This is a genomic window from Streptomyces sp. NBC_00386, from assembly GCF_036063235.1.
Taxonomy (GTDB): Bacteria; Actinomycetota; Actinomycetes; order Streptomycetales; family Streptomycetaceae; genus Streptomyces.
The window spans coordinates 414,929-441,462 of record NZ_CP107950.1 but is presented as its reverse complement, the minus strand read 5'-3'; the positions used below and the strand labels follow the sequence as shown (position 1 = coordinate 441,462).

General features: G+C 72.1%; 3 protein-coding genes. 1 reads left to right on the top strand and 2 read right to left on the bottom strand.

The window, feature by feature from the left end; all coding sequences use genetic code 11:
- Window positions 1-128: 128 nt before the first annotated feature.
- Together OG780_RS01550 and OG780_RS01545 are read right to left on the bottom strand one after the other, a co-directional pair.
- A complete protein-coding gene (locus OG780_RS01550) occupies window positions 129-2,294 on the bottom strand; it encodes an ATP-binding SpoIIE family protein phosphatase (RefSeq protein WP_328443835.1) in 2,166 nt (721 codons plus the stop codon).
- Between the two features lie 84 nt (window positions 2,295-2,378).
- A complete protein-coding gene (locus tag OG780_RS01545) occupies window positions 2,379-2,753 on the bottom strand; it encodes a hypothetical protein (protein ID WP_328443833.1) in 375 nt (124 codons plus the stop codon).
- Window positions 2,754-3,230: 477 nt separating this feature from the next.
- Here OG780_RS01545 and OG780_RS01540 point away from each other — a divergent pair, with 477 nt between their 5' ends.
- Window positions 3,231-26,480 carry a type I polyketide synthase gene (locus tag OG780_RS01540; RefSeq protein ID WP_443062088.1) on the top strand — a complete coding sequence of 7,750 codons (23,250 nt, stop codon included), beginning with the start codon at window positions 3,231-3,233 and terminating at the stop codon, window positions 26,478-26,480.
- The last annotated feature ends 54 nt before the right edge of the window (window positions 26,481-26,534 follow it).

The following is a 26,534-nucleotide window of genomic DNA, read 5'->3' as shown; positions in this document are numbered from 1 at the left end:
TCACCGGTCACGCCACCGGTACCGCTGAGGGCGCCTTCCGTACCGTCGGTGGCGCCGGCTGACACGCACGCCGCCCCTGCCCTCGCCGCGCTCGCGTACGCCGGGCAGCGCCCCGCCCCGCAGCCGCGTCATCTTGCGACATCCGCCCAGACCACCTTGCCGGTGTCCGTCCACCGCACCCCCCACCGGGTGGTGAGCCGGTGCACGATGTGCAGGCCACGCCCGCCGTCGTCGAGGAGGCCGCCCCGGCTCAGACGCGGCCTGCCGTTGCCGGTGTCGCCCACCTCGCACAGCAGGCCGTGACCACCGGCCCTGATCAGTCGTATCGTGATGGGACCGGCGGCAAAGCGCACCGCGTTCGTGACCAGCTCGCTGACCAGCAGCGTCATGTCGTCCTGGGTGTCGCTCCTGGTGTGCCATTGCCGCAGCAGTGCGGAGACGTGCGCGCGGGCACGGGCGGGCGCGTCGTCGCGAGCGGGTAGCCGCCAGGTCGCGGTGTCCCCCTTGCGGTAGCCGATCATGCGCGCGAGCAGCAGGGTCACGTCGTCGCGCCGGCGCACGGGCGCCAGTGCGGAGACGACGTGCCGTGCGGCCTGCTGCAGGGCATCCCAGGGGTGCACCGTGGAAACGGCATCCGCCAGCCTGCTGATGCCCTCGTCGATCGACAGGGCCGGATCCTCCACCAGGCCGTCGGTGTAGAGGGCGAGCAGGGAGCCCGGCGGCACGTCGAACGTGTGCACGTCGAACGGCTCCCGCAGCGCGAACTCGGCGCCAAGGCCGGGGTGAGGGCGGACCGCGAGCGGGCTTGCGTGCCCGTTCGGAAGCACCAGGACCGGAGGGAGGTGGCCCGCGCTGGAGAGCGTCACATGGTGGCTGACCGGGTCGTAAAGGGCGATGCAGCAGGTGGAGCCGAGGGCGCTGTAGCCGGCCGCCAGCCCGGACTCCGCGTCGTCCAGCAGCGTCACGGTCTCGTCCAGGTGCTCCAGCACCTCGTCGGGTGCCAGCCCCGCGGACAGCAGCGCGCGGGCCTCCATGCTCAGCTGGCCCATAGTCGCCGCGGCTCCCAGGCCGTGCCCGACGACGTCACCGACCACCAGCGCGGTACGGCCGTCCGGCAGCGGAAAGCTGTTCACCCAGTCGCCGCCGACGCCCGCGCTGTCGGGGGTGGCGGGCTGGTAGACGCTGGCGATCTCAATCGTGTGGCCGCCGGTCCGGGGCAGCAGCCGGCGCTGCAAAGCCAGCACCTGCGTGTGCTCGCGCTGGTGCTGACGGGCCAGGTCGACGTGATGGGCGGTCCTGGCCACCAGTTCCTGCAGGTCGAACAACTCGCTGTCGCGGAAGGGGCGGTCCGCCCGCCGCCAGACCTCCGCCAGGCCCAGCACGACGGGTGGCGCGCCGTCCAGGACCAGCGGCACGCACGCCACACTCACCGACCGGTCACCGGGCACCAGGGCACGGATCACTCGCTGACTGCCGAGCAGCCGCTCGACCGCCTCCCGGTCGGGTATGACGATGGGCTGCGGGGCATCGTCCCGCCGTACCGCCTGTGCCAGCAGGCGACTCGCGTCGCTCGGAAGATCGCCGCCCGGAGTCACGTAACCCTCGGGCCACGCCCGGTCCGGCACCAGGGCTGCCCGCCGTAGCCGGATGCGCCCCTGCGCGTGCTCGGTGACTCCCTCGCCCGTCCACACGGCGAAATCGAGGTCGACGGCGGCCACGTCTCCCCAAGCCAGCAGGGACTCCGCCAGCGACTGCGCGGTCTCGCCGATGTCCAGCGAGGTGCCGATCGCGGTCTCGGCGGCGTACAGGTGCAGCCTCCTGGCCATGGCGATCACGGAGACGGTCAAGCCCTCCTGAGGCGCCGCGGCGGGCAGGATGCTCAGCGAGACCACCAGCTCCGACCCGTCGGCGCGCCGCAGGCGCTGGATCCGGGCGACGTGTGCCTCACCGATCTCCAGGACCTGCCGCAACCGTCGTGTGACCGTCGGTGCGTCCCCGGCGGGCAGGAGATCGGCGAAAGGACTCCCGGCCTCGGCGTCCAGACCCGCGAATACGGGGGCGTCCAGATTGCAGCGGGTGATTCTCAGATCCCTGTCCAGGTTGACCACGCCGAGAATCTGATCCTGACGGTCGGCTGTCGGATTGTCGGGTACGCGTTGGCGGGTGGCGCGGTCGCCCTGCGCGTTCGCAGGACCGGCCGCCGCTGGCGCTCCGCCGCGCGGGATGTAGCGCCCGAGGGCACTGCTGACCGTGTCGAACGGCGAAGGGGACGAGGGGGAGGGTGTGGAGTCCATGCGGCTCTCTCGCAATCCCCGGCGCAGCGCCGGGGCTGTACTCGGACCCATGCGTCGGGGCACCGAGATCCCGGATCGCACACCTCATTGAATACCACCGGGGGTCGCTTCGCCCACACCAGCGGATCGCGCGGTGAACGCTGCCCCTGAGGGAATGGCGCGGCCGGTGGGGCCGTGCTGACCTTGCCGGGGGCGTCGCCCGCCAGGGTGCGACGACCGCCGCAGGATCACCGGGCGCCGGCGCCGACGGTGATGGCCGGTCCGAGTTCGCTGGAGAGACGCGCACAGGAGCAGCATGATCAGGCCGCCCTCGAGCGCATCACCGCGCAGCCGGTCGGCCTTGGCTTCTTGGATCTCCTGGAGAGCTTGCGGAATGCGGCCAATCAGTTCGGAGCCGGGCAGCTTCACCGGAGAACGCTTTTCGGCAGGCAAGGAGCCGAACCGGGAGTCGGTCGGCACGGACCGCGCGGTCTGCAGGCCGGTGACCAGGTGGCCGACGTGCCCATCGGGGGTACCGCAGCGGGGTCATCGGGTATTCCTCGCACGCTTGCGTGAAGGGGGCGGGCGGGTCGAAAGGGCAACCTGTGGGGCGCTGCAGAAAAGGCTGTGCTGAGTGATTCCCGGCTGCTTGCAAATGCGCCGTGAAAGACCTGGGGCCTCATCGGCGGAGGGGAATCGGGGGAGGCTGTACAAGCCGAAATTCTCCCACGACTGTCCCTAGGGTTCTCCTTAGAGATTCCCGGCTGTCAATGCTCGTGCACGACGATTATTGGGGATTCCCCTAAAGCTGATCCGATGCAGCGACGGAGCGCGGCTGCGGGGCCGAAACTAGGGTCACACCGCAACTTGTTGCCGCCCGGTCGAACCGATCGCCTGTGCCGTGGCCGGCACGGTGTGGTGCCTTTTCATTCTCTGTGCGGGTGGGTGGAGTGCAATATGGTCGAGTCCGAGCTCAGCGGAATGGTGAATCGGTCCGGTTCGGCTTCGGCGGATTCGGCCGATGGTATTGCTGTGATCGGCTTGGCGTGCCGACTGCCGGGGGCCGCCGGCCCAGCCGCCTTCTGGCGGCTGCTCAGCGAGGGCGCGGACGCGATCACCGACGTCCCCCCGGACCGGTGGGACGGGGCCGCGGTGGGTGACGCCGACCCGTCCGCACCCGGCAGGACCGACATCCGACGGGGAGGATTCCTCGACCGCATCGGCCACTTCGACGCCGGGTTCTTCGGAGTCTCCCCCAAGGAGGCCGCCGCCATGGACCCGCAGCAGCGGCTTGTGCTGGAGCTGGCCTGGGAAGCGCTGGAGGACGCGCACGTGCGTGCCGGGACGCTGCGCTCCACCCGGACCGGGGTATTCGTCGGCGCCATCTGGGACGACTACGCGACCTTGCACCACCGCTCCGGGCTCACCGCCATCTCTCCGCACACCGTCACCGGCCTGCACCGCAGCATCATCGCCAACCGGGTCTCGTACTTCCTCGGGCTCAACGGCCCCAGCCTGACCGTGGACTCCGGCCAGTCCTCCTCTCTGGTCTCGGTCCACCTCGCCTGCGAGAGCCTCCGCGAGGGCGAATCGACGATCGCCCTCGCGGGCGGCGTGAACCTCAACATCGTTCCCGAGAGCGCCATGGGCGCCGCCAAGTTCGGCGGCCTGTCCCCCGACGGCCGCTGCTTCACCTTCGACGCCCGCGCGAACGGCTACGTCCGCGGCGAGGGCGGCGGCATCGTCGTGCTCAAACCTCTCGCCCGGGCCGTCGCGGACGGCGACCCCGTCTACTGCGTGATCCGCGGCAGCGCGGTCAACAACGACGGTGGCGGCGACGGGCTGACCGTGCCGCTGCAGGCGGGGCAGGAACAGGTGCTGCGTCTCGCCTACGAGCGGGCCGGGATCGACCCCGCCCACGTCGGCTACGTGGAGTTGCACGGCACCGGCACCAAGGTCGGCGATCCCGTCGAGGCGGCCGCGCTCGGCGCGGTGCTCGGTGCGGGACGCGAGCGCGGCCGCCCACTGCGGGTCGGCTCGGCCAAGACCAACGTCGGCCACCTGGAGGGTGCCGCCGGCATCACCGGCCTGCTGAAGGCCGCCCTGTCGCTCAGCCACCGCGAACTGCCCGCCAGCCTCAACTTCGAGACGCCGAACCCGGCGATCCCCCTGAACCGGTTGAACTTGCGGGTGCAGACCGAGCACATGTCGTGGGAGGGCCATGAGGACCGCCCGCTGCACGCCGGCGTCAGCTCGTTCGGCATGGGCGGCACCAACTGCCACATCGTGCTGGCGGAACACCGGGCGACCGCGGCGGGCGCGGCCGCGGAGGCGGGTACGAGCGCGGCGCCGACCCTCTGGCCGCTGTCCGCCAGGACCGCGTCCGGGCTGCGCGCCCAGGCCGCCGCCCTGCTCGCACACGCCGAGGGGCACCCCGGTCTCGTCCTGCCCGACGCCGGCTGGTCGCTGGCCACCGGCCGCACCGCCTTCGAACACCGGGCGGTCGTCGTGGGCGAGGATCGCGACGACTTCTTGCGCGCCCTGCGAGAGCTGTCCACCGGCGGCATCGACGCCGCACTGACCACGGGCCGCACGGACCGCACGGGCGCGCGCGGCGAGCTCGCCTTCCTCTTCTCCGGCCAGGGCAGCCAGCGAGCCGGCATGGGACGCGAACTGGCCGAGGCCGTCCCCGCGTTCGCCACCGAGCTGGACGAGGTGTGCGCCCACCTCGACCCCTTGCTGCCGCGGCCGCTGCGCGAGGTCATGTTCGCCCCCGAAGGCACCGAGGAAGCGGCCGAACTCGACCGGACCCTCTACACGCAGACCTCGCTGTTCGCTCTCGAGGTCGCCCTGTTCCGGCTTCTGGAGAGCTGGGGCATCACCCCCGGCGTGCTCGTGGGCCACTCCATAGGCGAACTCGCCGCCGCGCACGTCGCCGGCGTCCTCTCGCTCGCCGACGCCTGCGCCCTCGTGGCCGCGCGCGGGCGTCTGATGCAGGCGCTGCCCGCCGGCGGCGTCATGATCGCCGTCCAGGCCACGGAGGACGAGGTCCGCGCCCGCATCGGCGACCGCACGGACCGCGTGAGCATCGCCGCCCTGAACGGACCGGACTCCGTCGTCGTCTCCGGCGAAGAGGACCTCGCCACCGAGATCGCCGACGCCTTCGCCGCCCTGGGCCGCAAGACCAGCCGGCTGAGGGTCAGTCACGCCTTCCACTCCCCGCACATGGAACCCATGCTGGCGGAGTTCCGCGACGTGGCCGAGGGCCTCACCTTCCACGCCCCGCGCATCCCGATCGTGTCCAACGTGACGGGCCGACTGTCAGAAGAGCCCTCGGAGTACGAAGGGTGCACGGCCGCGTACTGGGTCCGTCATGTGCGCGACGCGGTCCGCTTCGCCGACGGCATCGCCCGCCTCGACGAGCAGGGCGTCCGCACCTACCTGGAGCTCGGCCCGGGCGGCGTGCTCACCTCCATGGCCCGCGCCGGCGCTGACAGCGAGTCCCTGTTCGTCCCCGCCCTGCGCGCCCGTCGCCCCGAGGCGCAGGCCCTGCTTGCGGCAGTCGCCTCGCTGCACGTCCACGGCGTGGAGCCGGACTGGGACGCCCTGTTCGGCGGCGGGCGAGACGCACGCCGCAAGGTCGCACTGCCCACCTACGCGTTCGAACGGCAGCGGTACTGGCTGGACGGCGACACCACGTCGTCCGTCGCCACCACCGGCTGGGCTCCCGCGGCTCCGGAGCCGGACGCCATCGCCATCGCCGAGACCGACAGCGCGCCCCTCGGAGCCCTGGGCCGACGGCTGACCGGACTGCCCCGGTCCGAACGCGACGAGGCCGTGCTCGACCTGGTCCGCGCACACATCGCCGCCGTCCTGGGCCACGCCGAAGCCCGCCAGGTCAAGACCGAGTGGACGTTCAAGGACCTCGGCTTCGACTCGCTCAGCTCGGTGGAACTGCGCAACCAACTGGGCGAGGCCACCGGCCTGCGCCTGCCCAGCGGGCTGCTGTTCGACCACCCGACCCCTGCCGCGCTCGCCCGCCACCTCGCCGCCCGGTCCCTGGGCGGCGAGGACACGGCGGCCTCCGTGTCCGCGACGTCGGCCGACCCCGACGAGCCCATCGCCATCGTGGCCATGAGCTGCCGTCTGCCCGGCGGGGCGAGTTCCCCCGAGGACCTGTGGCGGCTGGTCGCCTCAGGTGGCGACGCCATCTCCGGATTCCCGGCGGACCGCGGCTGGGACGTCGAAGCGCTCTACGACCCGGAGCCCGGGACGCTCGGCAAGTCCTCGACGCGGCACGGCGGCTTCCTGCACGAGGCGGCCGAGTTCGACGCCGGCTTCTTCGGCATCAGCCCCCGCGAGGCCGCCGCGATCGACCCGCAGCAGCGGCTGGTCCTGGAGACCGCGTGGGAGGCCTTCGAGCGGGCCGGCATCGACCCGGCCACGCTACGCGGGAGCCGGACGGGCGTGTTCATCGGCGCGACGGCACAGGACTACGGCCCCCGGCTGCACGAGCCGGCCGACGGCATCGAAGGCTACCTGCTGACCGGCACGACGACCAGCGTCGCCTCGGGCCGCGTGGCCTACTCGTTCGGCCTCGAAGGCCCGGCGGTCACCGTGGACACGGCCTGCTCGTCCTCGCTGGTGGCGCTGCACCTGGCCGTCCAGTCGCTGCGGAGCGGCGAGTGCACGATGGCCCTGGCCGGCGGCGTCACCGTGATGTCCACGCCCGGCATGTTCGTGGAGTTCAGCCGCCAGCGCGGCCTGTCGGCGGACGGCCGGTGCAAGGCGTTCGCGGCCGGTGCGGACGGTACGGGCTGGGCCGAGGGCGCGGGCATGCTCCTGGTGGAGCGGCTGTCCGACGCCCGCCGCAACGGGCACCAGGTGCTGGCGGTCGTTCGCGGCAGCGCTGTCAACCAGGACGGCGCGTCGAACGGACTCACGGCGCCCAACGGCCCCTCCCAGCAGCGCGTCATCCGCCAGGCCCTGGCGGCCGCCGGACTCGCGCCCGCGGACGTCGACGCCGTGGAGGCGCACGGTACGGGCACGCGGCTCGGCGACCCGATCGAGGCAGAAGCCCTCGTCGCCGCCTACGGCCAGGGACGGGACGGCGACCGGCCGTTGTGGCTGGGCTCGCTGAAGTCGAACATCGGCCACGCCCAGGCCGCGGCGGGCGTGGCCGGTGTGATCAAGATGGTCATGGCGATGCGGCACGGCGTGCTGCCGCGGACCCTGCACGTGGACGAGCCGACGCCGCACGTGGACTGGTCGGCCGGTGGTGTCCGGCTGCTCACCGAGGCCGTGGAGTGGCCTGCGACCCACGTGCCGCGCCGTGCCGCAGTGTCGTCCTTCGGCATCAGCGGCACCAATGCCCACGTCATCGTCGAACAGGCCGCGACGAGCGACGAGCCCGCCCGCGAGACGGCCGTTACGGGGCCGGTGCCGTGGGTGCTGTCGGCGAAGAGCGATGGGGCGCTGCGGGAGCAGGCGGGCCGGTTGCTGTCCTTTCTGGAGGCCGATGGCGTCGGGGGCGCTGGGGTTCGGCCGGAGGATGTGGCGTTCTCGCTGGCGACGTCGCGTGCGGTGCTGGAGCGCCGTGCGGTGGTCGTGGGGGAGGAGTTCGGGGAGTTCCGGCAGGGGTTGGAGGCGCTTGTCTCCGGTGCTGCTGTGGTGGGTGGTGCCGTCGAGGGCAAGGTCGGGTTCCTGTTCTCGGGTCAGGGCTCGCAGCGGATCGGCATGGGGCGTGAGCTGTATGCGGCGTATCCGGTGTTCGCGGCGGCGTACGACGAGGTGTGCGCGCTTCTGGATGCGCCGGTCGATGTCGACTCGGAGGGCTTGAACCAGACGGGTTGCACGCAGCCGGCGTTGTTCGCGGTCGAGGTGGCGCTGTTCCGGTTGCTGGAGTCGTGGGGTGTGCGGCCGGATTACGTGGCTGGTCATTCGGTGGGTGAGATCGCGGCTGCTCATGTGGCGGGTGTGTTGTCGCTCGGGGATGCGGCGAGGCTGGTGTCGGCGCGGGCCGCGTTGATGCAGGCCCTGCCCGCGGGCGGCGCGATGGTGGCGGTCCAGGCGACCGAGGACGAGGTGCTGCCGCATCTGACCGAGGAGGTCGGGATCGCGGCGGTCAACGGCCCGCGGTCCGTGGTCGTTTCCGGGGCCGAGGACGCGGTTACGGCGATTACAGAGGTGTTCGCCGGTCAGGGTCGTAGGACGTCCCGTCTGAAGGTCAGTCACGCGTTCCATTCGCCGTTGATGGATCCGATGCTGGAGGAGTTCGCGCAGGTCGTTCGCGGGCTGTCCTACGGTGAGCCGCGGATTCCGGTGGTCTCGAACCTCACCGGTCGCCTGGCCGAGGCGTACACGCCCGAGTACTGGGTGCGGCACGTCCGTGAGGCGGTCCGCTTCGCCGACGGCATCGAGACTCTGGGCGATCTGGGTGTGAGCACGTTCGTGGAGATCGGCCCGGGCGGTGTGCTGAGTGGTATGGCGCAGGGCTGTGCGGACGACATCGTCACCATTCCCGTACTCCGGGCGGACCGTCCCGAGCGGCAGGCCGTCGTGACCGCGCTCGCCGAACTGCACGTCAGCGGTGCCGAAGTGGACTGGCACGCCTTCTTCCCGGGCGCCCGGCGTGTCGATCTGCCCACCTACGCCTTCCAGCGCGAGCGCTACTGGCTCGACGCGCCTCGGGCGACCGCCGGCGCCCCGGAGGCGATGGACACCGAGTTCTGGGACTCCGTCGAGAGCGAGGACCGGGCGTCTCTCGGTGCGCTCCTGGGACTGGAGCCCGCCGAACTGGGCGTGGTCGCACCCAAGCTGGCCGCCTGGCGCCGGCAGCGGCGCGAGCAGTCCACCGCCGACGGCTGGCGCTACCGGATCACCTGGCAGCCGCTCGGTGACATGGTCGGGGCCGCTCCGTCGGGGACCTGGCTCTACGCGGTCTCCGAGGAGACCGCGTGGACCGAGGCGATCCGAGCCGGGCTCACGCAACTCGGCGTCGCGCTCGTACCGTTCGCCGTGGGCGAGGACACCGACCGCGACGTGCTCGCCCGGGCCTTCGCCGGCGCCGGGCACGAGCAGGCCGACGGCATCCTGTTCGCCGCAGCACAGGGAGAAGCGGGGGCTGATGCCCTCCAGCGGCTCGTTCTGTTGCTCCAGGCCCTCGGCGACGCCGGGATCGAGGCCCCGCTGTGGTGTCTGACCAGCGGCGCGGTGTCGACCGGCACGACGGACCTGCTGACCGACCCCGTCTCCGCCCAGCTCTGGGGCCTGGGCAGGATCGTCGCCCTGGAACAGCCGCAGCGCTGGGGCGGGCTCGTCGACCTGCCTGCCGAGCTCGACTCCCGCGCGCTGGAGCGACTGGTCGGCGTGCTGGCCCAGGCCGACGAGGACCAGCTCGCCGTACGCGCCTCCGGAGTGTCCGGCCGCCGCCTCGTGCGCGCGCCGCAAAGCACGGAACCCGCGGACGCACCCTGGTCGCCGCGCGGCACGGTGCTGATCACCGGTGGTACGGGTGCGCTGGGCGGACACGTGGCCCGTTGGCTCGCCGGTGCCGGTGCCGAACACCTCGTGCTCACCAGCCGCCGGGGCCCCGACGCCCCTGGCGCCACCGAACTCAAGGCGGAACTGGAGGAGTTGGGCGCCCAGGTCACCGTCGTCGCGTGCGATGCGGCCGACCGCGACGCGCTTGCCGAGTTGTTCGGCCGGCACACCGTGAACGCCGTGGTGCACACCGCAGGCGTACTCGACGACGGTCTGGTCGAATTGCTCACGCCCGAGCGCCTCGACCACGTGCTGCGTCCCAAGGTGGACGCAGCGCTCAACCTGCACGAGCTCACCCGGGACCGCCAGGACCTCGACGCCTTCGTGCTCTTCTCCTCGATGACCGGTGTCTGGGGCAACGGCGGCCAGGGCGCCTACGGTGCCGCGAACGCCTTCCTCGACGCCCTCGCCGAGCAGCGCCGGGCGCAGGGCCTGCCCGCGCTGGCCGTTGCCTGGGGATCCTGGGCGGACGGAGGCATGGCCGACGGCGCCGCCGGTGACCACCTGCGGCGGCGTGGCGTACGGGCGATCGCGGCCCTTCCCGCGATCTCCGTGCTGCACGGTGCGCTGACCCACGGCGAAACCTCCGTGACCGTCGCGGACGTGGACTGGGACCGCTTCGTCTCGGCCTTCGCCGGAACGCGCCCCTGCCCGCTGCTGCACGGTGTACCCGAGGCCCGCAAGGTCCTCGAAGTACGCGCCCAGGCCGCGCGGAGTGCCGAAGTGCCCGCGTCCGCGCTGGTCCAGCGCCTCCTCGGCGCCACGCCGGGGGAGCAGAGCCGCATCCTGCTGGACCTGGTCCGCGAGCAGGCCGCCACGGTGCTCGGCCACACGGGCAAGGGCGCCTTCGAAGCCGACCGGACGTTCCGCGAGACCGGCTTCGACTCGCTCACCGCCGTCGAACTGCGCCACAGGCTCAACACGGCCACCGGCCTCAAGCTGCCCACCACCTTGGTCTTCGACCACCCGACCCCCACGGCCCTCGCCCGTCACCTGGGCGTGGAACTCCTCGGCCGGCACGGGCCGGCGGCGGACGCCGCGCAGGCGACGGCCGCCGCCGCGGCCGACGAGCCCCTCGCGATCGTCAGCATGAGCTGCCGCTTCCCCGGTGGCGTCCAGTCGCCGGAGGACCTGTGGGAGCTGCTGAGCTCCGGCCAGGATGCGATGTCCGGCTTCCCCACCGACCGCGGCTGGGACATCGACGCGCTCTACGACCCCGACCCCGACCGACCCGGCAAGACGTACGCGCGCGAGGGCGGCTTCATTCAGGGCGCCGACCGCTTCGACGCCGGTCTCTTCGGGATCTCGCCGCGCGAGGCGCTGGCCATGGACCCGCAGCAGCGGCTGCTGCTGGAGACCGCGTGGGAGGCCTTCGAGCGCGCCGGTATCGCCCCCGCCTCCGTCCGCGCCAGCCGCACCGGTGTCTTCATCGGCACCAACGGCCAGGACTACGCCAACGGACTGCGCAACGCGCCCGAGGAGATCGAGGGGTACGCGCTCACCGGCAAGGCGGCCTCGGTCGTCTCCGGACGCATCTCCTACACGTTCGGCCTGGAGGGTTCGGCGGTCACGGTCGACACGGCGTGCTCGTCGTCGCTCGTGGCCCTCCATCTCGCCGCGCAGGCCCTGCGGAGCGGCGAGTGCACGATGGCCCTGGTCGGGGGCGTCACCGTCATGACCACGCCGGACCTGTTCGTGGAGTTCAGCCGGCAGCGCGGTCTGTCGCCCGACGGGCGGTGCAAGGCGTTCGCGGCCGGTGCCGACGGTACGGGTTGGGGCGAGGGCGTCGGTCTGCTGTTGGTGGAGCGGTTGTCCGACGCCCGTCGGAACGGCCACAAGGTACTGGCCGTCGTGCGGGGGAGTGCGGTGAACCAGGACGGTGCGTCCAACGGTCTGACCGCGCCGAACGGTCCCTCGCAGCAGCGGGTGATCCGGCAGGCGCTGGCGAACGCCGGGCTCACGCCGGCCGACGTGGACGCCGTCGAGGCGCACGGCACGGGTACGAGGCTGGGTGACCCGATCGAGGCGCAGGCGCTGCTCGCCACGTACGGGCAGGAACACTCCGACGACCGGCCGTTGTGGCTGGGCTCGGTCAAGTCCAACATCGGTCACACGCAGGCCGCCGCGGGTGTCGCCGGTGTCATCAAGATGGTGCTGGCGATGCAGCACGGCATGCTGCCGCAGACGCTTCATGTGGACGAGCCGACCGCGCATGTCGACTGGTCGGCGGGCGCCGTGCGGCTGCTGACCGAGCCGGTGCGATGGCCCGGGACCGCCAGGCCCCGCAGGGCCGCGGTGTCGTCCTTCGGCATCGGAGGCACCAACGCGCACACGATCATCGAGGAGGCGCCCGCCACGGCCGTGGCCGACCCGGCCCGGGAACACCGCCCGGTGCCCGTGCCGTGGGTGCTGTCGGCAAAGAATGAAGTGGCGCTGCGGGCCCAGGCGGAGCGTCTACTGGCCTTCGTGACCGACGATGTGTCGCCCGTCGACGTCGGATTCTCGTCGGCCACGACGCGGTCGGCGCTGGAGCACCGGGCCGCGGTGATCGGCACCGACCCGGTCGAGCTGCGGGCAGGACTTGAGGCCCTCGCGGCAGGCGAACCGGTGGCGAACGTCGTCGCCGGACGCGCTCACTCGGCGGACAAGGTCGGGTTCTTGTTCTCGGGTCAGGGTTCGCAGCGGGTCGGTATGGGGCGTGAGCTGTATGCGGCGTATCCGGTGTTCGCCGCCGCCTACGACGAGATCCGCGCACATCTCGACGTCACGCTCGATGTCGACTCGGAGGGGTTGAACCAGACGGGTTGCACGCAGCCGGCGTTGTTCGCGGTGGAGGTGGCGCTGTTCCGGTTGCTGGAGTCGTGGGGTGTGCGGCCGGATTACGTGGCTGGTCATTCGGTGGGTGAGATCGCGGCCGCGCATGTGGCGGGTGTGTTGTCGCTCGGGGATGCGGCGAGGTTGGTGTCGGCGCGGGCCGCGTTGATGCAGGCGCTGCCCGCGGGCGGCGCGATGGTGGCGGTCCAGGCGACCGAGGACGAGGTGCTGCCGCATCTGACCGACGGCGTCGGGATCGCGGCGGTCAACGGCCCGCGGTCCGTTGTGGTCTCCGGTGCCGAGGACGCGGTGTTGGAGATCGGCGAGGTTTTCACTCGACAGGGCCGCAAGACCTCGCGGTTGAAGGTCAGTCACGCGTTCCATTCGCCGTTGATGGACCCGATGCTGGAGGAGTTCGCGGAGGTCGTTCGCGGGCTGTCCTACGGTGAGCCGCGGATTTCTGTGGTCTCGAACCTCACCGGTCGCCTGGCCGAGGCGTACACGCCCGAGTACTGGGTGCGACACGTCCGTGAGGCGGTCCGCTTCGCCGACGGCATCGACACCCTCGGCGATCTGGGTGTGAGCACGTTCGTGGAGATCGGTCCCGGCGGTGTGCTGAGCGGCATGGCGCAGGGCTGTGCGGACGACATCGTCACCATTCCCGTACTCCGGGCCGACCGTCCCGAGCGGCAGGCCGTCGTGACCGCGCTCGCCGAACTGCACGTCAGCGGTGCCGAAGTGGACTGGCACGCCTTCTTCCCGGGCGCCCGGCGCGTCGACCTGCCCACCTACGCCTTCCAGCGCGAGCGCTACTGGCTCGATGCCCCCGCCTCGGCCGGTGACCTGCGCGCGGTGGGGCAGGGCGAAGCCGGTCACCCGCTCCTCGGCGCCGCCGTGCCGCTGGCCGACGGCGACGGACACCTGCTCACCGGGCGGCTCTCGACGCACACGCACCCGTGGCTGGTGGACCACGCCGTCAGTGGGGTCGCGCTCCTGCCGGGGACCGCGTTCGTCGAGCTGGCGATCACCGCTGCCGACGCCGTGGGCTGCGACCTGTTGGAAGAGCTGACATTGGAGACACCGCTGCTCGTGCCCGAGCGCGGCGGCGTCGCCCTGCAGGTGCGCGTCGGCGCCGACGACGGCTCGGGCCGCAGGCCGCTGACCGTGCACTCGCGGATCGACGACGGGGACGTGTACGCCCACGAGGACGACTTCGAACGGGTATGGGTCCGGCACGCCTCCGGCTCGCTGACCGTCGCCACAGGAGGACCCGCGGACGGCTCGCTCACCGCGTGGCCGCCCGTGGGTGCGGAGCCGGTCGACGTCGACGGGTTCTACGACCGCCTCGCCGACATGGCACTCGACTACGGCCCCGTCTTCCAGGGGCTGCGTACCGCGTGGCGGAGCGGGGACGACTTCTTCGCCGAGGTGGCGCTGCCCGGCACGGAGCGAACGGAGGCCGGGAAGTACGGACTGCACCCCGCCCTGTTCGACGCCGCCCTGCACTCCGTCTGGCTGGGCGCGGTCGAGCCTGAGGCCGGGACGGGGAACGGACTGCTGCCGTTCGCCTGGAGCGGCGTGCGCCTGGCGGCTGGCGGAGCCTCCGACCTGCGGGTGAAGGTCTCGCGCGTCGGCACCGGCACCTCCACGGTGTCGCTGGTACTGGCCGACGGCACCGGTGAACCGGTCGCGCAGGTGGACTCGCTGACGCTGCGCCCGGCGCCCGCCGACCAGTTGCGCGCCGGTTCCGGCAGCGACGACGCGGTCTTCGGTCTGGAGTGGATGCCGTTCGGCCTGCCGTCCGCGCCGGACGGCATGAGGATCGAGACGTACGAGGATCTCGCCGCGCTCCGTTCCACTGACTCGCCGGCGGACAGCGATGCCGCAGCCGTCGCCGATGCCGTGGTCGTGCCCTGCCCGACCGGGACCGGTGCGGACCTGGCCACCCGGATCCGTGAGGTCACCCACGCCGTGCTGGAGCTGGTGCAGTGGTGGCTTGCCGAGGAACGCCCGGCGCGCCTGGTGCTGGTGACGCGTACGGGAGACCTCGCCCAGTCGGCGGTCCGCGGACTGGTGCGCTCGGCGCAGACCGAGAACCCCGACCGCATCGTGCAGGTGGAGACCTCCAGCGATGCCCATGCCGACATCGGCAGCGGTGTTGACGGCGCCGGTCTTGCCCGGGTGCTACCCGGCCTGATCGCGTCGGGTGAGCCGCAGGCCGCGGTGCACCCGGACGACGAGGTCCGGGTGCCGAGACTGGTCCGCGTCGCCGCGCCGAACGCGGAGCCGGAGCTGCCCGGCCTCGGCTCCGGCACCGTTCTGTTGACCGGCGCGTCGGGCGGGCTGGGCGGGCTGTTCGCCCGGCACCTGGTCGCCGAGCACGGCGTCCGCAGTCTGCTGCTCGTCAGCCGCCGCGGCGGCGACGCACCCGGCGCGGCCGAACTCACCGCCGAGCTGACCGCGAACGGCGCCGACGTCACCTGGGCCGCGTGTGATGTGGCCGACCGCGACGCCGTGCGCGCACTCCTGACCGGCCCCGGGCCGAGCCTGTCCGCGATCGTCCACACCGCCGGCGTCCTGGACGACGGAATCATCGGCTCGCTGACCCCCGAGCGGCTGGACGCCGTGTTCCGTCCGAAGGTGGACGCGGCGCTGAACCTGCACGACCTGGCGGGCGAGCTGTCCGGCGACCTGTCCGCGTTCGTGCTCTTCTCCTCGGTGGCGGGCACCCTCGGCACGCCCGGCCAGGCGAACTACGCCGCCGCCAACACCTTCCTCGACGCCCTCGCCGAGCACCGCCGTTCCGTGGGCCTGCGGGCCACGTCGCTGGCCTGGGGCCTGTGGGCGCAGGACAGCGAGAGCGCCATGACAGGCAGCCTCGACGACACCGATCTCACCCGCATCAAGCGGATGGGCCTCGCCGCGATCCCGCCGACGGACGGCCTGCGGATGTTCGACGCGGCACTGGCCATCGATCGGGCGGCAGTCGCCCCGATCCGGCTCGACACGTCCGCCTTCCGTGACGGACCGGGGCAGCCCGTGCCGCCTGTCCTGCGCGGACTGGTGCGGGTCGCGCCGGTGCGGCGCACGGCGCGGACCGCGCCGAAGGGATCGCTGGGTCAGCGGCTGGCCGGGCTGCCGGAAGCCGAACGTGAGCACGTGGTGCTGGACCTGGTGCGTACCCAGGTCGCCGCCGTGCTCGGGCACGCCGCCGCACAGTCGGTCGGCGCGGACGACTCGTTCAAGGACATCGGGTTCGACTCGCTCACCGCCGTCGAACTGCGCAACCGGCTCAACTCGGCCGTCGGTATGCGCCTGCCCGCCACCCTGATCTTCGACCACCCGAACCCGCTTGCCCTCGCCCGCTTCCTCACCACCGAGGCCGCAGGCTCCGGCGAGGCGGCGGCAGCCGTGCCGGCGACCCTCTCCACGGCCACCGGAACGGCGGACGAGCCCATCGCGATCGTGGGCATGGCCTGCCGCTATCCCGGCGGCGTGCGGTCGCCCGAGGACCTTTGGCAGCTGGTGTCCTCCGGCGGCGACGCCGTGTCGGGCTTCCCCGAGGACCGCGGCTGGGACGTGGAGAAGCTCTACGACCCGAACCCCGACCAGTGGGGCACCAGCTACACCCGGGAGGGCGGCTTCCTCCACGACGCGGCGGACTTCGACGCCGAGTTCTTCGGGATCTCGCCGCGTGAGGCGCTGGCGATGGACCCGCAGCAGCGGTTGCTGCTGGAGACGTCGTGGGAGGCGTTCGAGCGGGCCGGGATCGACCCGGCGACGGTACGGGGCAGCAGGACCGGTGTCTTCGCCGGCGTGATGTACCACGACTACGGCGGCCGCGTGCACACCTCGCCGGCAGGGCTGGAGGGCTACCTCGTCAACGGCAGCGCGGGCAGCGTCGCTTCGGGGCGCGTTTCGTACACGTTCGGGCTCGAGGGCCCGGCGGTCACGGTGGACACGGCGTGCTCGTCCTCGCTCGTCGCCCTCCACCTTGCCGCGCAGGCACTGCGCAGCGGTGAGTGCTCGATGGCCCTCGTCGGCGGCGTCACGGTGATGGCAGGCCCGTCCGTGTTCGTGGAGTTCAGCCGTCAGCGGGGCTTGTCGGCGGACGGCCGGTGCAAGGCGTTCGCGGCCGGTGCGGACGGTACGGGCTGGGCCGAGGGTGCGGGCATGCTCCTGGTGGAGCGGCTGTCCGACGCCCGGCGCAACGGTCACCGGGTGCTGGCGGTCGTTCGCGGTACGGCGGTGAACCAGGACGGCGCGTCGAACGGTCTGACGGCTCCGAACGGTCCCTCGCAGCAGCGGGTGATCCGGCAGGCGCTGGCCAATGCGGGCCTGTCTTCGGAGCAGGTCGATGCGGTGGAGGCGCACGGTACGGGTACGAAGCTGGGTGACCCGATCGAGGCGCAGGCATTGATCGCCACGTACGGTCAGGAGCGGTCGGAGGAGCGGCCGTTGTGGCTGGGCTCGCTGAAGTCGAACATCGGCCATGCGCAGGCCGCGGCCGGTGTCGGTGGTGTGATCAAGATGGTCATGGCGATGCGGCACGGTGTGCTGCCGCAGACCCTGCACGTGGACGAGCCGACGCCGCACGTGGACTGGTCGGCGGGTGACGTCCGACTGCTGACCGAGGCCGTGGAGTGGCCCAGGAGCGATGCGCCGCGCCGCGCCGCCGTGTCCTCCTTCGGCGTGAGCGGCACCAACGCCCACGTGATCGTCGAGCAGGCGCCCAGCGTGGCGGAGAAGTCCCCGGCTTCGGCCTCGACTTCGGCCTCGGGACCGGTCCCGTGGGTGCTGTCGGCGAGGAGCGATGCGGCGCTGCGAGCACAGGCGGGCCGGCTGCTGTCCTTCCTGGACGCTGCGGGCGTCGGGGGCGCTGAGGTTCGGCCGGAGGATGTGGCGTTCTCGCTGGCGACGTCGCGTGCGGTGCTGGAGCGCCGTGCGGTGGTCGTGGGGGAGGAGCTCGGAGAGTTCCGGCAGGGGCTGGAGGCGCTTGTGTCCGGTGCTGCTCCGGTGGGTGGCGTCGGGGGCAAGGTGGGGTTCTTGTTCTCGGGTCAGGGTTCGCAGCGGGTCGGGATGGGGCGGGAGCTGTATGCGTCCTATCCGGTGTTCGCGGCGGCGTACGACGAGGTGTGCGCATGTCTCGATGCCACGGTCGATGTCGACTCGGAGGGGTTGAACCAGACGGGTTCGGCGCAGCCGGCGTTGTTCGCGGTCGAGGTGGCGCTGTTCCGGCTTCTCGAATCGTGGGGCATCCGGCCGGACTACGCGGCTGGTCATTCGGTGGGTGAGATTGCGGCTGCGCATGTGGCGGGTGTGTTGTCGCTCGGGGATGCGGCGAGGCTGGTGTCGGCGCGTGCCGCGTTGATGCAGGCGCTGCCCGCGGGCGGGGTGATGGTTGCTGTGCAGGCGACCGAGGACGAGATACTGCCGCATCTGACCGACGGCGTCGGCATCGCGGCGGTCAACGGCCCTCGGTCGGTGGTCATTTCGGGTACCGAGGACGCAGTTGCGGCGATTGCCGAATCGTTCGCTGCCCGGGGTCGTAAGACGTCCTGGTTGAAGGTCAGTCACGCGTTCCATTCGCCGTTGATGGATCCGATGCTGGAGGAGTTCGCGGAGGTCGCCAGCGGTCTGACGTTCTGTGAGCCGCGGATTCCTGTGGTCTCGAACCTCACCGGCCGGCCGGCCGAGTCGTACACGCCCGAGTACTGGGTGCGGCACGTGCGCGAAGCGGTGCGCTTCGCCGACGGTGTGCGGACCCTGCACGAGCTGGGTGTGACCACGTTCGTCGAGATCGGTCCGGGCGGTGTGCTCAGCGCCTTGGTCCAGGGTTGTTTCGACGACGGTACGGACGTCGTCACCGTTCCCGTCCTGCGTGCCGACCGGCCCGAGCCGTACGCGCTCGTCACCGCCGTCGGACAGTTGCACACCCAGGGCATCTCGCCCGACTGGCGGACACTCCTCCCGGGCGCCCGCCGCCTCGACCTGCCCACGTACGCCTTCCAGCGTGAGCGCTACTGGCTCGACGTTCCCCAGACGCCCGGTGACGTCCGGGCCGCCGGCCTGGAGGCGGCGGACCATCCGCTGCTCGGTGCCGCGATTGCGACGGCCGACAGCAACGGGATCCTGCTCACCGGACTGATTTCCCTCAAAACCCACCCGTGGCTCGCCGACCACGCCGTGAACGGGACCGTTCTGCTGCCCGGCACCGCGTTCGTCGAGTTGGCGATCCGGGCGGGCGACGAGACGGGATGCGGCTGGGTCGAAGACCTCACCCTCGAGCTTCCCCTGGTCGTGCCCGAGCGCGGTGGCGTCACCCTTCAGGTGGCTGTCGGTCCGGAGGACGAGTCCGGCCGGCGGCAGCTGAACGTGCACTCGCGCGTCGACGACGGTTCGTGGCTGCGACACGCGACGGGTGTGCTGTCCTCGGCAGAGGCACCGTCCGCTGCGGACCTCGGCGCGTGGCCGCCGGTGGGTGCGGATGCCGTCGACCTGACCGGGTTCTACGAGGGCATGGCCGCTGCGGGCCTGGACTATGGTCCGGTCTTCCAGGGACTGCGCTCGGTGTGGCGCGCCGGGGACGACGTCTTCGCCGAGGTCGAGCTGCCGGACGAGTCGGCTGCCGAGGCAGCGGAGTTCGCCCTGCACCCCGCGCTGCTGGACGCCGCCCTGCACGCACTGGCCGCCGGTGGGCTGGTGGCGCTGGACGAGGGCCCGGTCCTGCCGTTCGCGTGGTCCGGCGTCGCCGTGCAGGCTGCCGGTGCGGCGATGGCGCGGGTGAAACTGTCGCGGACTGCCACCGGTTCGGTGACGCTTGCCGTGGCCGATGGCACCGGTGACCCGGTGGCCTCGGTCGAGTCGCTGTCGTTGCGGGCCGTCTCGGCGGAGCAATCGCGCGGTGCCGGTGGCGGCGATCAGCTGTTCGCGCTGGAGTGGACGCCGTTCACCCTTCCCTCCGCCACCGACGCGCTGGTGATCGAGACGGTCGCGGACTTCGACGCACTGCGGGAGTCGGAAGGGGCACCGGACGTCGTCGTCGTTCCGTGCCCGGCGGGGTCCGGTACGCAGACCGCCGACCGTGTGCGCAGCGTCGCGAGTGAGGTTCTGGGGTTGGTGCAGTGGTGGTTGGCGGAGGAGCGTCCGGGGTGTTTGGTGCTGGTGACGCGTCCGGGCGATCTGGCTCATGCTGCGGTGTGGGGGCTCGTGCGGTCAGCGCAGTCGGAGAACCCGGACCGGATCGTGCTGGTGGAGGCCGAGGACACCGATGAGGCGGTCGGTGTGCTGCCCGCCGTGCTCGCTTCCGGTGAGCCGCAGTTCGCGGTGGTCGACGGGGAGGTGTTCGTACCGCGCCTGGTGAAGGCCACCGGGACCGCCACCGGCACGCCGGACTTCGGCTCCGGCACCGTCCTGCTGACCGGCGCGTCCGGTGCGCTGGGCGGGCTGTTCGCCCGGCACCTGGTCGCCGAGCACGGTGTGCGCAGTCTGCTGCTGCTCAGCCGGCGCGGCGCGGACGCACCCGGTGCGGTCGAGCTGGAGGCCGAACTGGCCGCGTGGGGCGCCGAGGTGCGTTGGGCGGCCTGCGACGTGGCCGATCGGGACGCCCTCGCCGAGGTGCTGTCCGGCACGCCGGTGACGGCCGTGGTGCACACGGCCGGCGTCCTCGACGACGGAGTGATCGCCGCGCTCACCCCGGAGCGCATGGAGAAGGTGCTGCGCCCGAAGACCGACGCCGTGCTCAATCTCCATGAACTGACGAGCGACCTGTCGGCGTTCGTCGTCTTCTCCTCGGTGTCCGGAATCCTGGGCAGCGCGGGACAGGGCAACTACGCGGCGGCGAACACCTTCCTCGACGCCTTCGCCGAAGCCCGCCGCGCCCGGGGGCTTCCCGCCACGTCGCTGGCATGGGGCCTGTGGGAGCAGGGCAGTGGCATGGCCGACCGGCTCGACCAGGCGGACCTCGCCCGGCTCAAGCGGGTGGGCCTGGCCCCGATGGCCGTCGACGAAGGACTGCGGCTGTTCGACGCGGCACTGGCCCTGGACCGGGCCGTCGTCGCCCCGCTGAGGCTGGACCTGGGCGGGCCGCAGGGCACGGTGCCGCCGGTCCTGCGAGGGCTGCGCGGCCCGGTACGGGGCACCGCGCGGCGCACGGCGAGGACCGCGCCGAAGGGATCGCTGGGCCGGCGGCTGGCCGGGCTGTCCGAGGTCGAGCGCGAGCAGGTGGTGCTGGACCTGGTGCGTACCGAGGTCGCCGCCGTGCTCGGCCACGCCTCGGCCCAGGCCGTCCAGCCGGAACACGCGTTCCAGGACGCCGGTTTCGACTCGCTCACCTCGGTGGAACTGCGCAACCGGCTGAACACGGCGACCGGGCTGCGGCTCCCCGCGACCATGGTCTTCGACCACCCCACACCCGTCGCGCTCTCCCGCTTCCTGCTCGCCGAGACACTGGGCGTCCAGGAGCAGCCCGAGACCGTGGTCGCCGCGGTGACCGGAACGGCTGACGAGCCGATCGCGATCGTGGGCATGGCCTGCCGGTTTCCCGGTGACGTGCGGTCGCCCGAAGACCTGTGGCGCCTCGTCGCCTCCGGCGGCGACGCGGTCTCGGGATTCCCCGAGAACCGCGGCTGGGACGTAGAGAACCTCTACGACCCGGACCCCGACCGCTCCGGCAAGTCCTACGTGCGCCACGGCGGCTTCCTCCACGAGGCTGCCGAGTTCGACCCGGCTTTCTTCGGGATCTCGCCGCGTGAGGCGCTGGCGATGGACCCGCAGCAGCGGTTGCTGCTGGAGACGTCGTGGGAGGCGTTCGAGCGGGCCGGGATCGACCCGGCGACGGTACGGGGCAGCAGGACCGGTGTCTTCGCCGGCGTGATGTACCACGACTACGGCGGCCGCGTGAAGACGGCTCCGGAGGGCATGGACGCCTACCTGGGCAGCGGCAGCGCGGGCAGCATCGCCTCCGGCCGGCTCTCGTACACGTTCGGGCTCGAGGGGCCGGCGGTCACGGTGGACACGGCGTGCTCGTCCTCGCTGGTGGCGCTGCACCTGGCGACCCAGTCGCTGCGCAGTGGTGAGTGCTCGATGGCGCTGGTCGGTGGTGTGACCGTCATGGCGACTCCCTCGACGTTCGTGGAGTTCAGCCGTCAGCGTGGCCTGTCGGCGGACGGCCGGTGCAAGGCGTTCGCGGCCGGCGCGGACGGCACCGGGTGGGCCGAGGGTGCGGGCATGCTGCTGGTGGAGCGATTGTCCGATGCCCGTCGGAACGGGCACCGGGTGCTGGCCGTCGTGCGGGGCAGCGCGGTGAACCAGGATGGCGCGTCGAACGGTCTGACGGCTCCGAACGGGCCCTCGCAGCAGCGGGTGATCCGGCAGGCGCTGGCCAATGCGGGCCTGTCTTCGGAGCAGGTCGATGCGGTGGAGGCGCACGGTACGGGTACGAGGCTGGGTGACCCGATCGAGGCGCAGGCGCTGATCGCCACGTACGGTCAGGAGCGGTCGGAGGAGCGGCCGTTGTGGCTGGGCTCGCTGAAGTCGAACATCGGCCATGCGCAGGCCGCGGCGGGCGTGGCCGGTGTGATCAAGATGGTCATGGCGATGCGGCACGGCGTGCTGCCGCAGACCCTGCACGTCGACGGCCCGACCCCGCACGTGGACTGGTCGGCCGGTGATGTCCGGCTGCTCACCGAGGCCGTGGAGTGGCCGGTGACCGACGCGCCGCGCCGCGCCGCCGTGTCGTCCTTCGGCATCAGCGGCACCAACGCCCACGTGATCGTCGAACAGGCGCCCGCCTCTGCGGAGTTGCCGCCCGTGTCCGACACCGGCGCGGTCGTACCGTGGGTGCTGTCCGGCAGGACGGAGGCGGCGCTGCGGGCACAGGCGGAGCGTCTGCTGTCCCTGGCGACGGCTGCGGCCACGGACCTGCAGGCGGCCGACATCGGGTTCTCGCTCGCCACCACACGCTCGGCCATGGAGCACCGGGCCGCCGTGGTGGGGGAGCACCGGGATGAATTCCTGGAAGGGCTCCGTGCGCTGGCCGCAGGGTCTCCGTCCAACCGGGTCCTCCTGGGTGAACCGAACACCAGCGGCAAGGTCGGGTTCTTGTTCTCGGGTCAGGGTTCGCAGCGGGTCGGCATGGGGCGTGAACTGTACGCGGCGTACCCCGTGTTCGCTGCGGCGTACGACGAGGTGTGCGCGCTTCTGGACGTGCCGGTCGGCGTCGACGCGGAAGAGCTCAACCAGACGGGTTCGACGCAGCCCGCGCTCTTCGCCGTCGAGGTCGCCCTGTTCCGGCTTCTCGAATCGTGGGGCATCCGGCCGGACTACGTGGCCGGTCACTCGGTGGGTGAGATCGCGGCCGTGCACGTGGCGGGTGTGTTGTCGCTCGGGGATGCGGCGAGGCTGGTGTCGGCGCGTGCCGCGTTGATGCAGGCCCTGCCCGTCGGCGGGGCGATGGTGGCGGTCCAGGCGACCGAGGACGAGGTGCTGCCGTACCTGACCGACGGTGTCGGGATCGCGGCGATCAACGGTCCGAGGTCGGTCGTTGTCTCCGGGGCCGAGGACGTGGTGGTCGCCATAGGTGAGGCCTTCCGGGAGCAGGGTCGTAGGACGTCCCGTCTGAAGGTCAGTCACGCGTTCCATTCGCCGTTGATGGACCCGATGCTGGAGGAGTTCGCACAGGTCGTCGGCGGTCTGGCCTTCGACGAGCCGCGGATCCCGGTGGTCTCGAACCTCACCGGCCGACTGGCCGAGCCGTACACGGCCGAGTACTGGGTCCGGCACGTCCGTGAAGCGGTCCGCTTCGCCGACGGCGTCCGGACTCTCCACGAGCTGGGCGTGACGACCTTCGTGGAGATCGGCCCCGGCGGCGTCCTCAGCGCCCTTGCCGAAGGCTGCCTCGACGCGGACATCGTCACTGTCCCGCTGCTGCGCGCCGACTGCCCCGAGCCGCAGGCCGTCGTCACCGCGCTCGCCGAACTGCACGCTCATGGCGTCTCCCCGGACTGGCAGGCGCTCTTCCCCGGCGCCCGCCGCGTCGACCTGCCGACCTACGCCTTCCAGTACGAGCGCTACTGGCTGGATGCGCCCGAGGAGTTCACCGGCAGCGCCGCCGCCACCGGACTCGGGCTGGGTGCGGCGGAGCACCCGTTGGCCGGTGCGGCGGTCGCACTGCCCGGCGCCGACGGGTTCCTGGTCACCGGGAGGCTCTCGCTCAGGACGCACCCCTGGCTCGCCGACCACACGGTCATGGACAGCGTGCTGCTGCCGGGCACCGCGCTCGTGGAACTGGCGGTGCGCGCGGGCGACGAGGCCGGTTGTGCACAGGTCGAGGAGCTGACACTGGAAGCACCGCTGATCGTCCCGGACCGCGGCGGTGTGGCCGTGCAGGTGTGGGTCGGGGCCGAGGAGGAGCCGGGCAGGCGCGCGCTGAGCGTGCACTCGCGACGGGAGGACGCCCCGGACGACGCGCCGTGGGTGCGGCACGCAGTCGGCTCCCTGAGGGACGCGCTGCCCGAGCCGCCGCACGGTGCGGACCTCGGCGCGTGGCCGCCGGCGGGTGCGGATGCCGTCGACCTGACCGGGTTCTACGAGGGCCTGGACGGACTCGGCCTGGGCTACGGCCCGGTCTTCCGGGGCCTGCGGTCGGTCTGGCGCAGCGGGAACGACGTTCTCGCCGAGGTCACCCTCCCCGAGGGCACGGAGGCGGGCGCGTTCGCCGTTCATCCGGCGCTGCTGGACGCGGCGCTGCACGCGATCGGCGCGGGCGGGCTCGGCCCCGTCGTCGACGGGCCGCTGCTGCCCTTCGCCTGGTCCGAGGTGGGTGTGCGTGCCGCGGGGGCGACGGCGCTGCGGGTCAAGGTTTCTCGCACGGGTACGGACGCGGTGTCGCTGACCGTGGCCGACGCCTCGGGCGGTCTGGTGGCCACGGTCGGCTCACTGTCGCTGCGGCCGGTGTCGCGCGAGCAACTGCTCGTGGCGGGCGGCTCCGGCAGGCGTGTCGACGACTCGCTGTTCCGCCTCGTATGGCAGCCCGCGGCCCTCACGGCGACTGACGCTGCCGTCGGCCTCGACGTACGGAGCTACTCGGATCCGGCCGCTCTGCCCGCCGAGCCGGCCCTTCCCGATGTCGCGGTGGTCACCGTCGTTCCGTGCCCGGCGGGGTCCGGTACGCAGACCGCCGACCGTGTGCACCGCACTGCGAGTGAGGTTCTGGGGTTGGTGCAGTGGTGGTTGGCGGAGGAGCGTCCTGGGCGTCTGGCCTTGGTGACGCGTCCGGGCGATCTGGCTCATGCTGCGGTGTGGGGGCTCGTGCGGTCAGCGCAGTCGGAGAACCCGGACCGGATCGTGCTGGTGGAGGCCGAGGACACCGATGAGGCGGTCGGTGTGCTGCCTGCCGTACTTGCTTCCGGTGAGCCGCAGTTCGCGGTCCGCGACGGGGAGGTGTTCGTACCGCGCCTGGTGAAGGCCACCGGGACCGCCACCGCCACCGCTACCACTACCGCCGCCGACCTGCCGGACCTCGCCGGCGGCACCGTCCTCGTGACCGGTGCCTCCGGGGCGCTGGGCGCGCTCGTCGCGCGGCACCTGGTGTCCGAGCACAAGGTGCGCCGACTCCTGCTGGCGAGCCGCCGGGGCGCGGACGCACCCGGTGCGGCCGAGCTGGAGGCCGAACTGGTCGCATGGGGTGGCGAGGTCACCTGGGCGGCCTGTGACGTCGCGGACAGGGAGGCCGTCTCCGGAATGCTGGACGGGCTCGGCACGCATGCGCTGTCGGCCGTCGTGCACACCGCGGGTGTTCTCGACGACGGGGTCGTCGCCTCGGTCACACCGGAGAGGATGAGGGAGGTCTTCCGCCCCAAGGTGGACGCCGTGCTGAACCTGCACGAGTGCACCCGGGAAATGGGCCTGACCGCCTTCGTGGTGTTCTCGTCCGTCGCCGGCATGGTCGGCAGCGCCGGTCAGGCGAGCTACGCGGCGGCGAATTCCTTCCTCGACGCCTTCTCCGCACACCGGCGCCGTGAAGGGCTGCCCGCCACATCGCTGGCATGGGGTGTGTGGGAACAGCCCGGTGCGATGACGGACGGCCTCGCCGAGGCCGACCGGGCGCGGATGGCACGCAGCGGAGTGCTGCCGCTGTCGCCGGAGGAGGGGCTGCGGCTGTTCGACGCGGCACTGGTTTCGGACGAGGCGGTACTCGCCCCGGTCCGCATCGACACCGGCGCACTGCGCGCCGGTGAGGTATCGCCGGTGCTGCGCGCCCTCGTGCCGGCCGCGGCCGCCCGAAGGACCGCGCAGGCCGCCGCCGCTCCCCCCGCGTCCTCGCTGGCCGAGCGCCTGGAGGGGCTGCTGGAGGCCGAGCGGGAGAAGACCGTGCTGGACCTTGTCCGGGCCGAGGCGGCCGCGGTCCTGGGGCACGCGTCGGACCGTACGGTCCGGCCGGAACACGCCTTCCAGGACCTGGGCTTCGACTCCCTCACGGCCGTCGAACTGCGCAACCGGCTGAACAAGGCCACCGGGCTGCGGCTCCCCGCGACGCTGGTCTTCGACTACCCGACACCCGCTCTTCTGGCCCGTCACGTACTCATGGAGACGGCGGGGGCGGCCGGACCGGCCCTAGTGAATTCCCTACTTGCCGACCTGGACAGGATTGAACAAGAATTGGTCACGCGGTTGTCGGCGAGTGAAACTCGCGACCGGATCGTGTCAAAGCTCCAGGCCGTATTGGCGATTGCCGGTGAATTCGGCAAGGTGCCGGTCCAGGAAGGACCTGGTACGGGCGGCAGCGATCTGGAATCGGCTACGGACGACGAAGTATTCGATCTGCTCGGCAAGGAATTCGGGATTTCCTGACCGCTTCGGCGCGGTCCGGTGACCCCTTGCCGAATTCCGGTAAGTCTTCGCAGG

Coding starts and splice junctions, on each gene's coding strand:
- OG780_RS01550 (WP_328443835.1), bottom strand. CDS start 2,294: ATGGACTCCACACCCTCCCCCTCGTCCCCTTCGCCGTTCGACACGGTC.
- OG780_RS01540 (WP_443062088.1), top strand. CDS start 3,231: ATGGTCGAGTCCGAGCTCAGCGGAATGGTGAATCGGTCCGGTTCGGCT.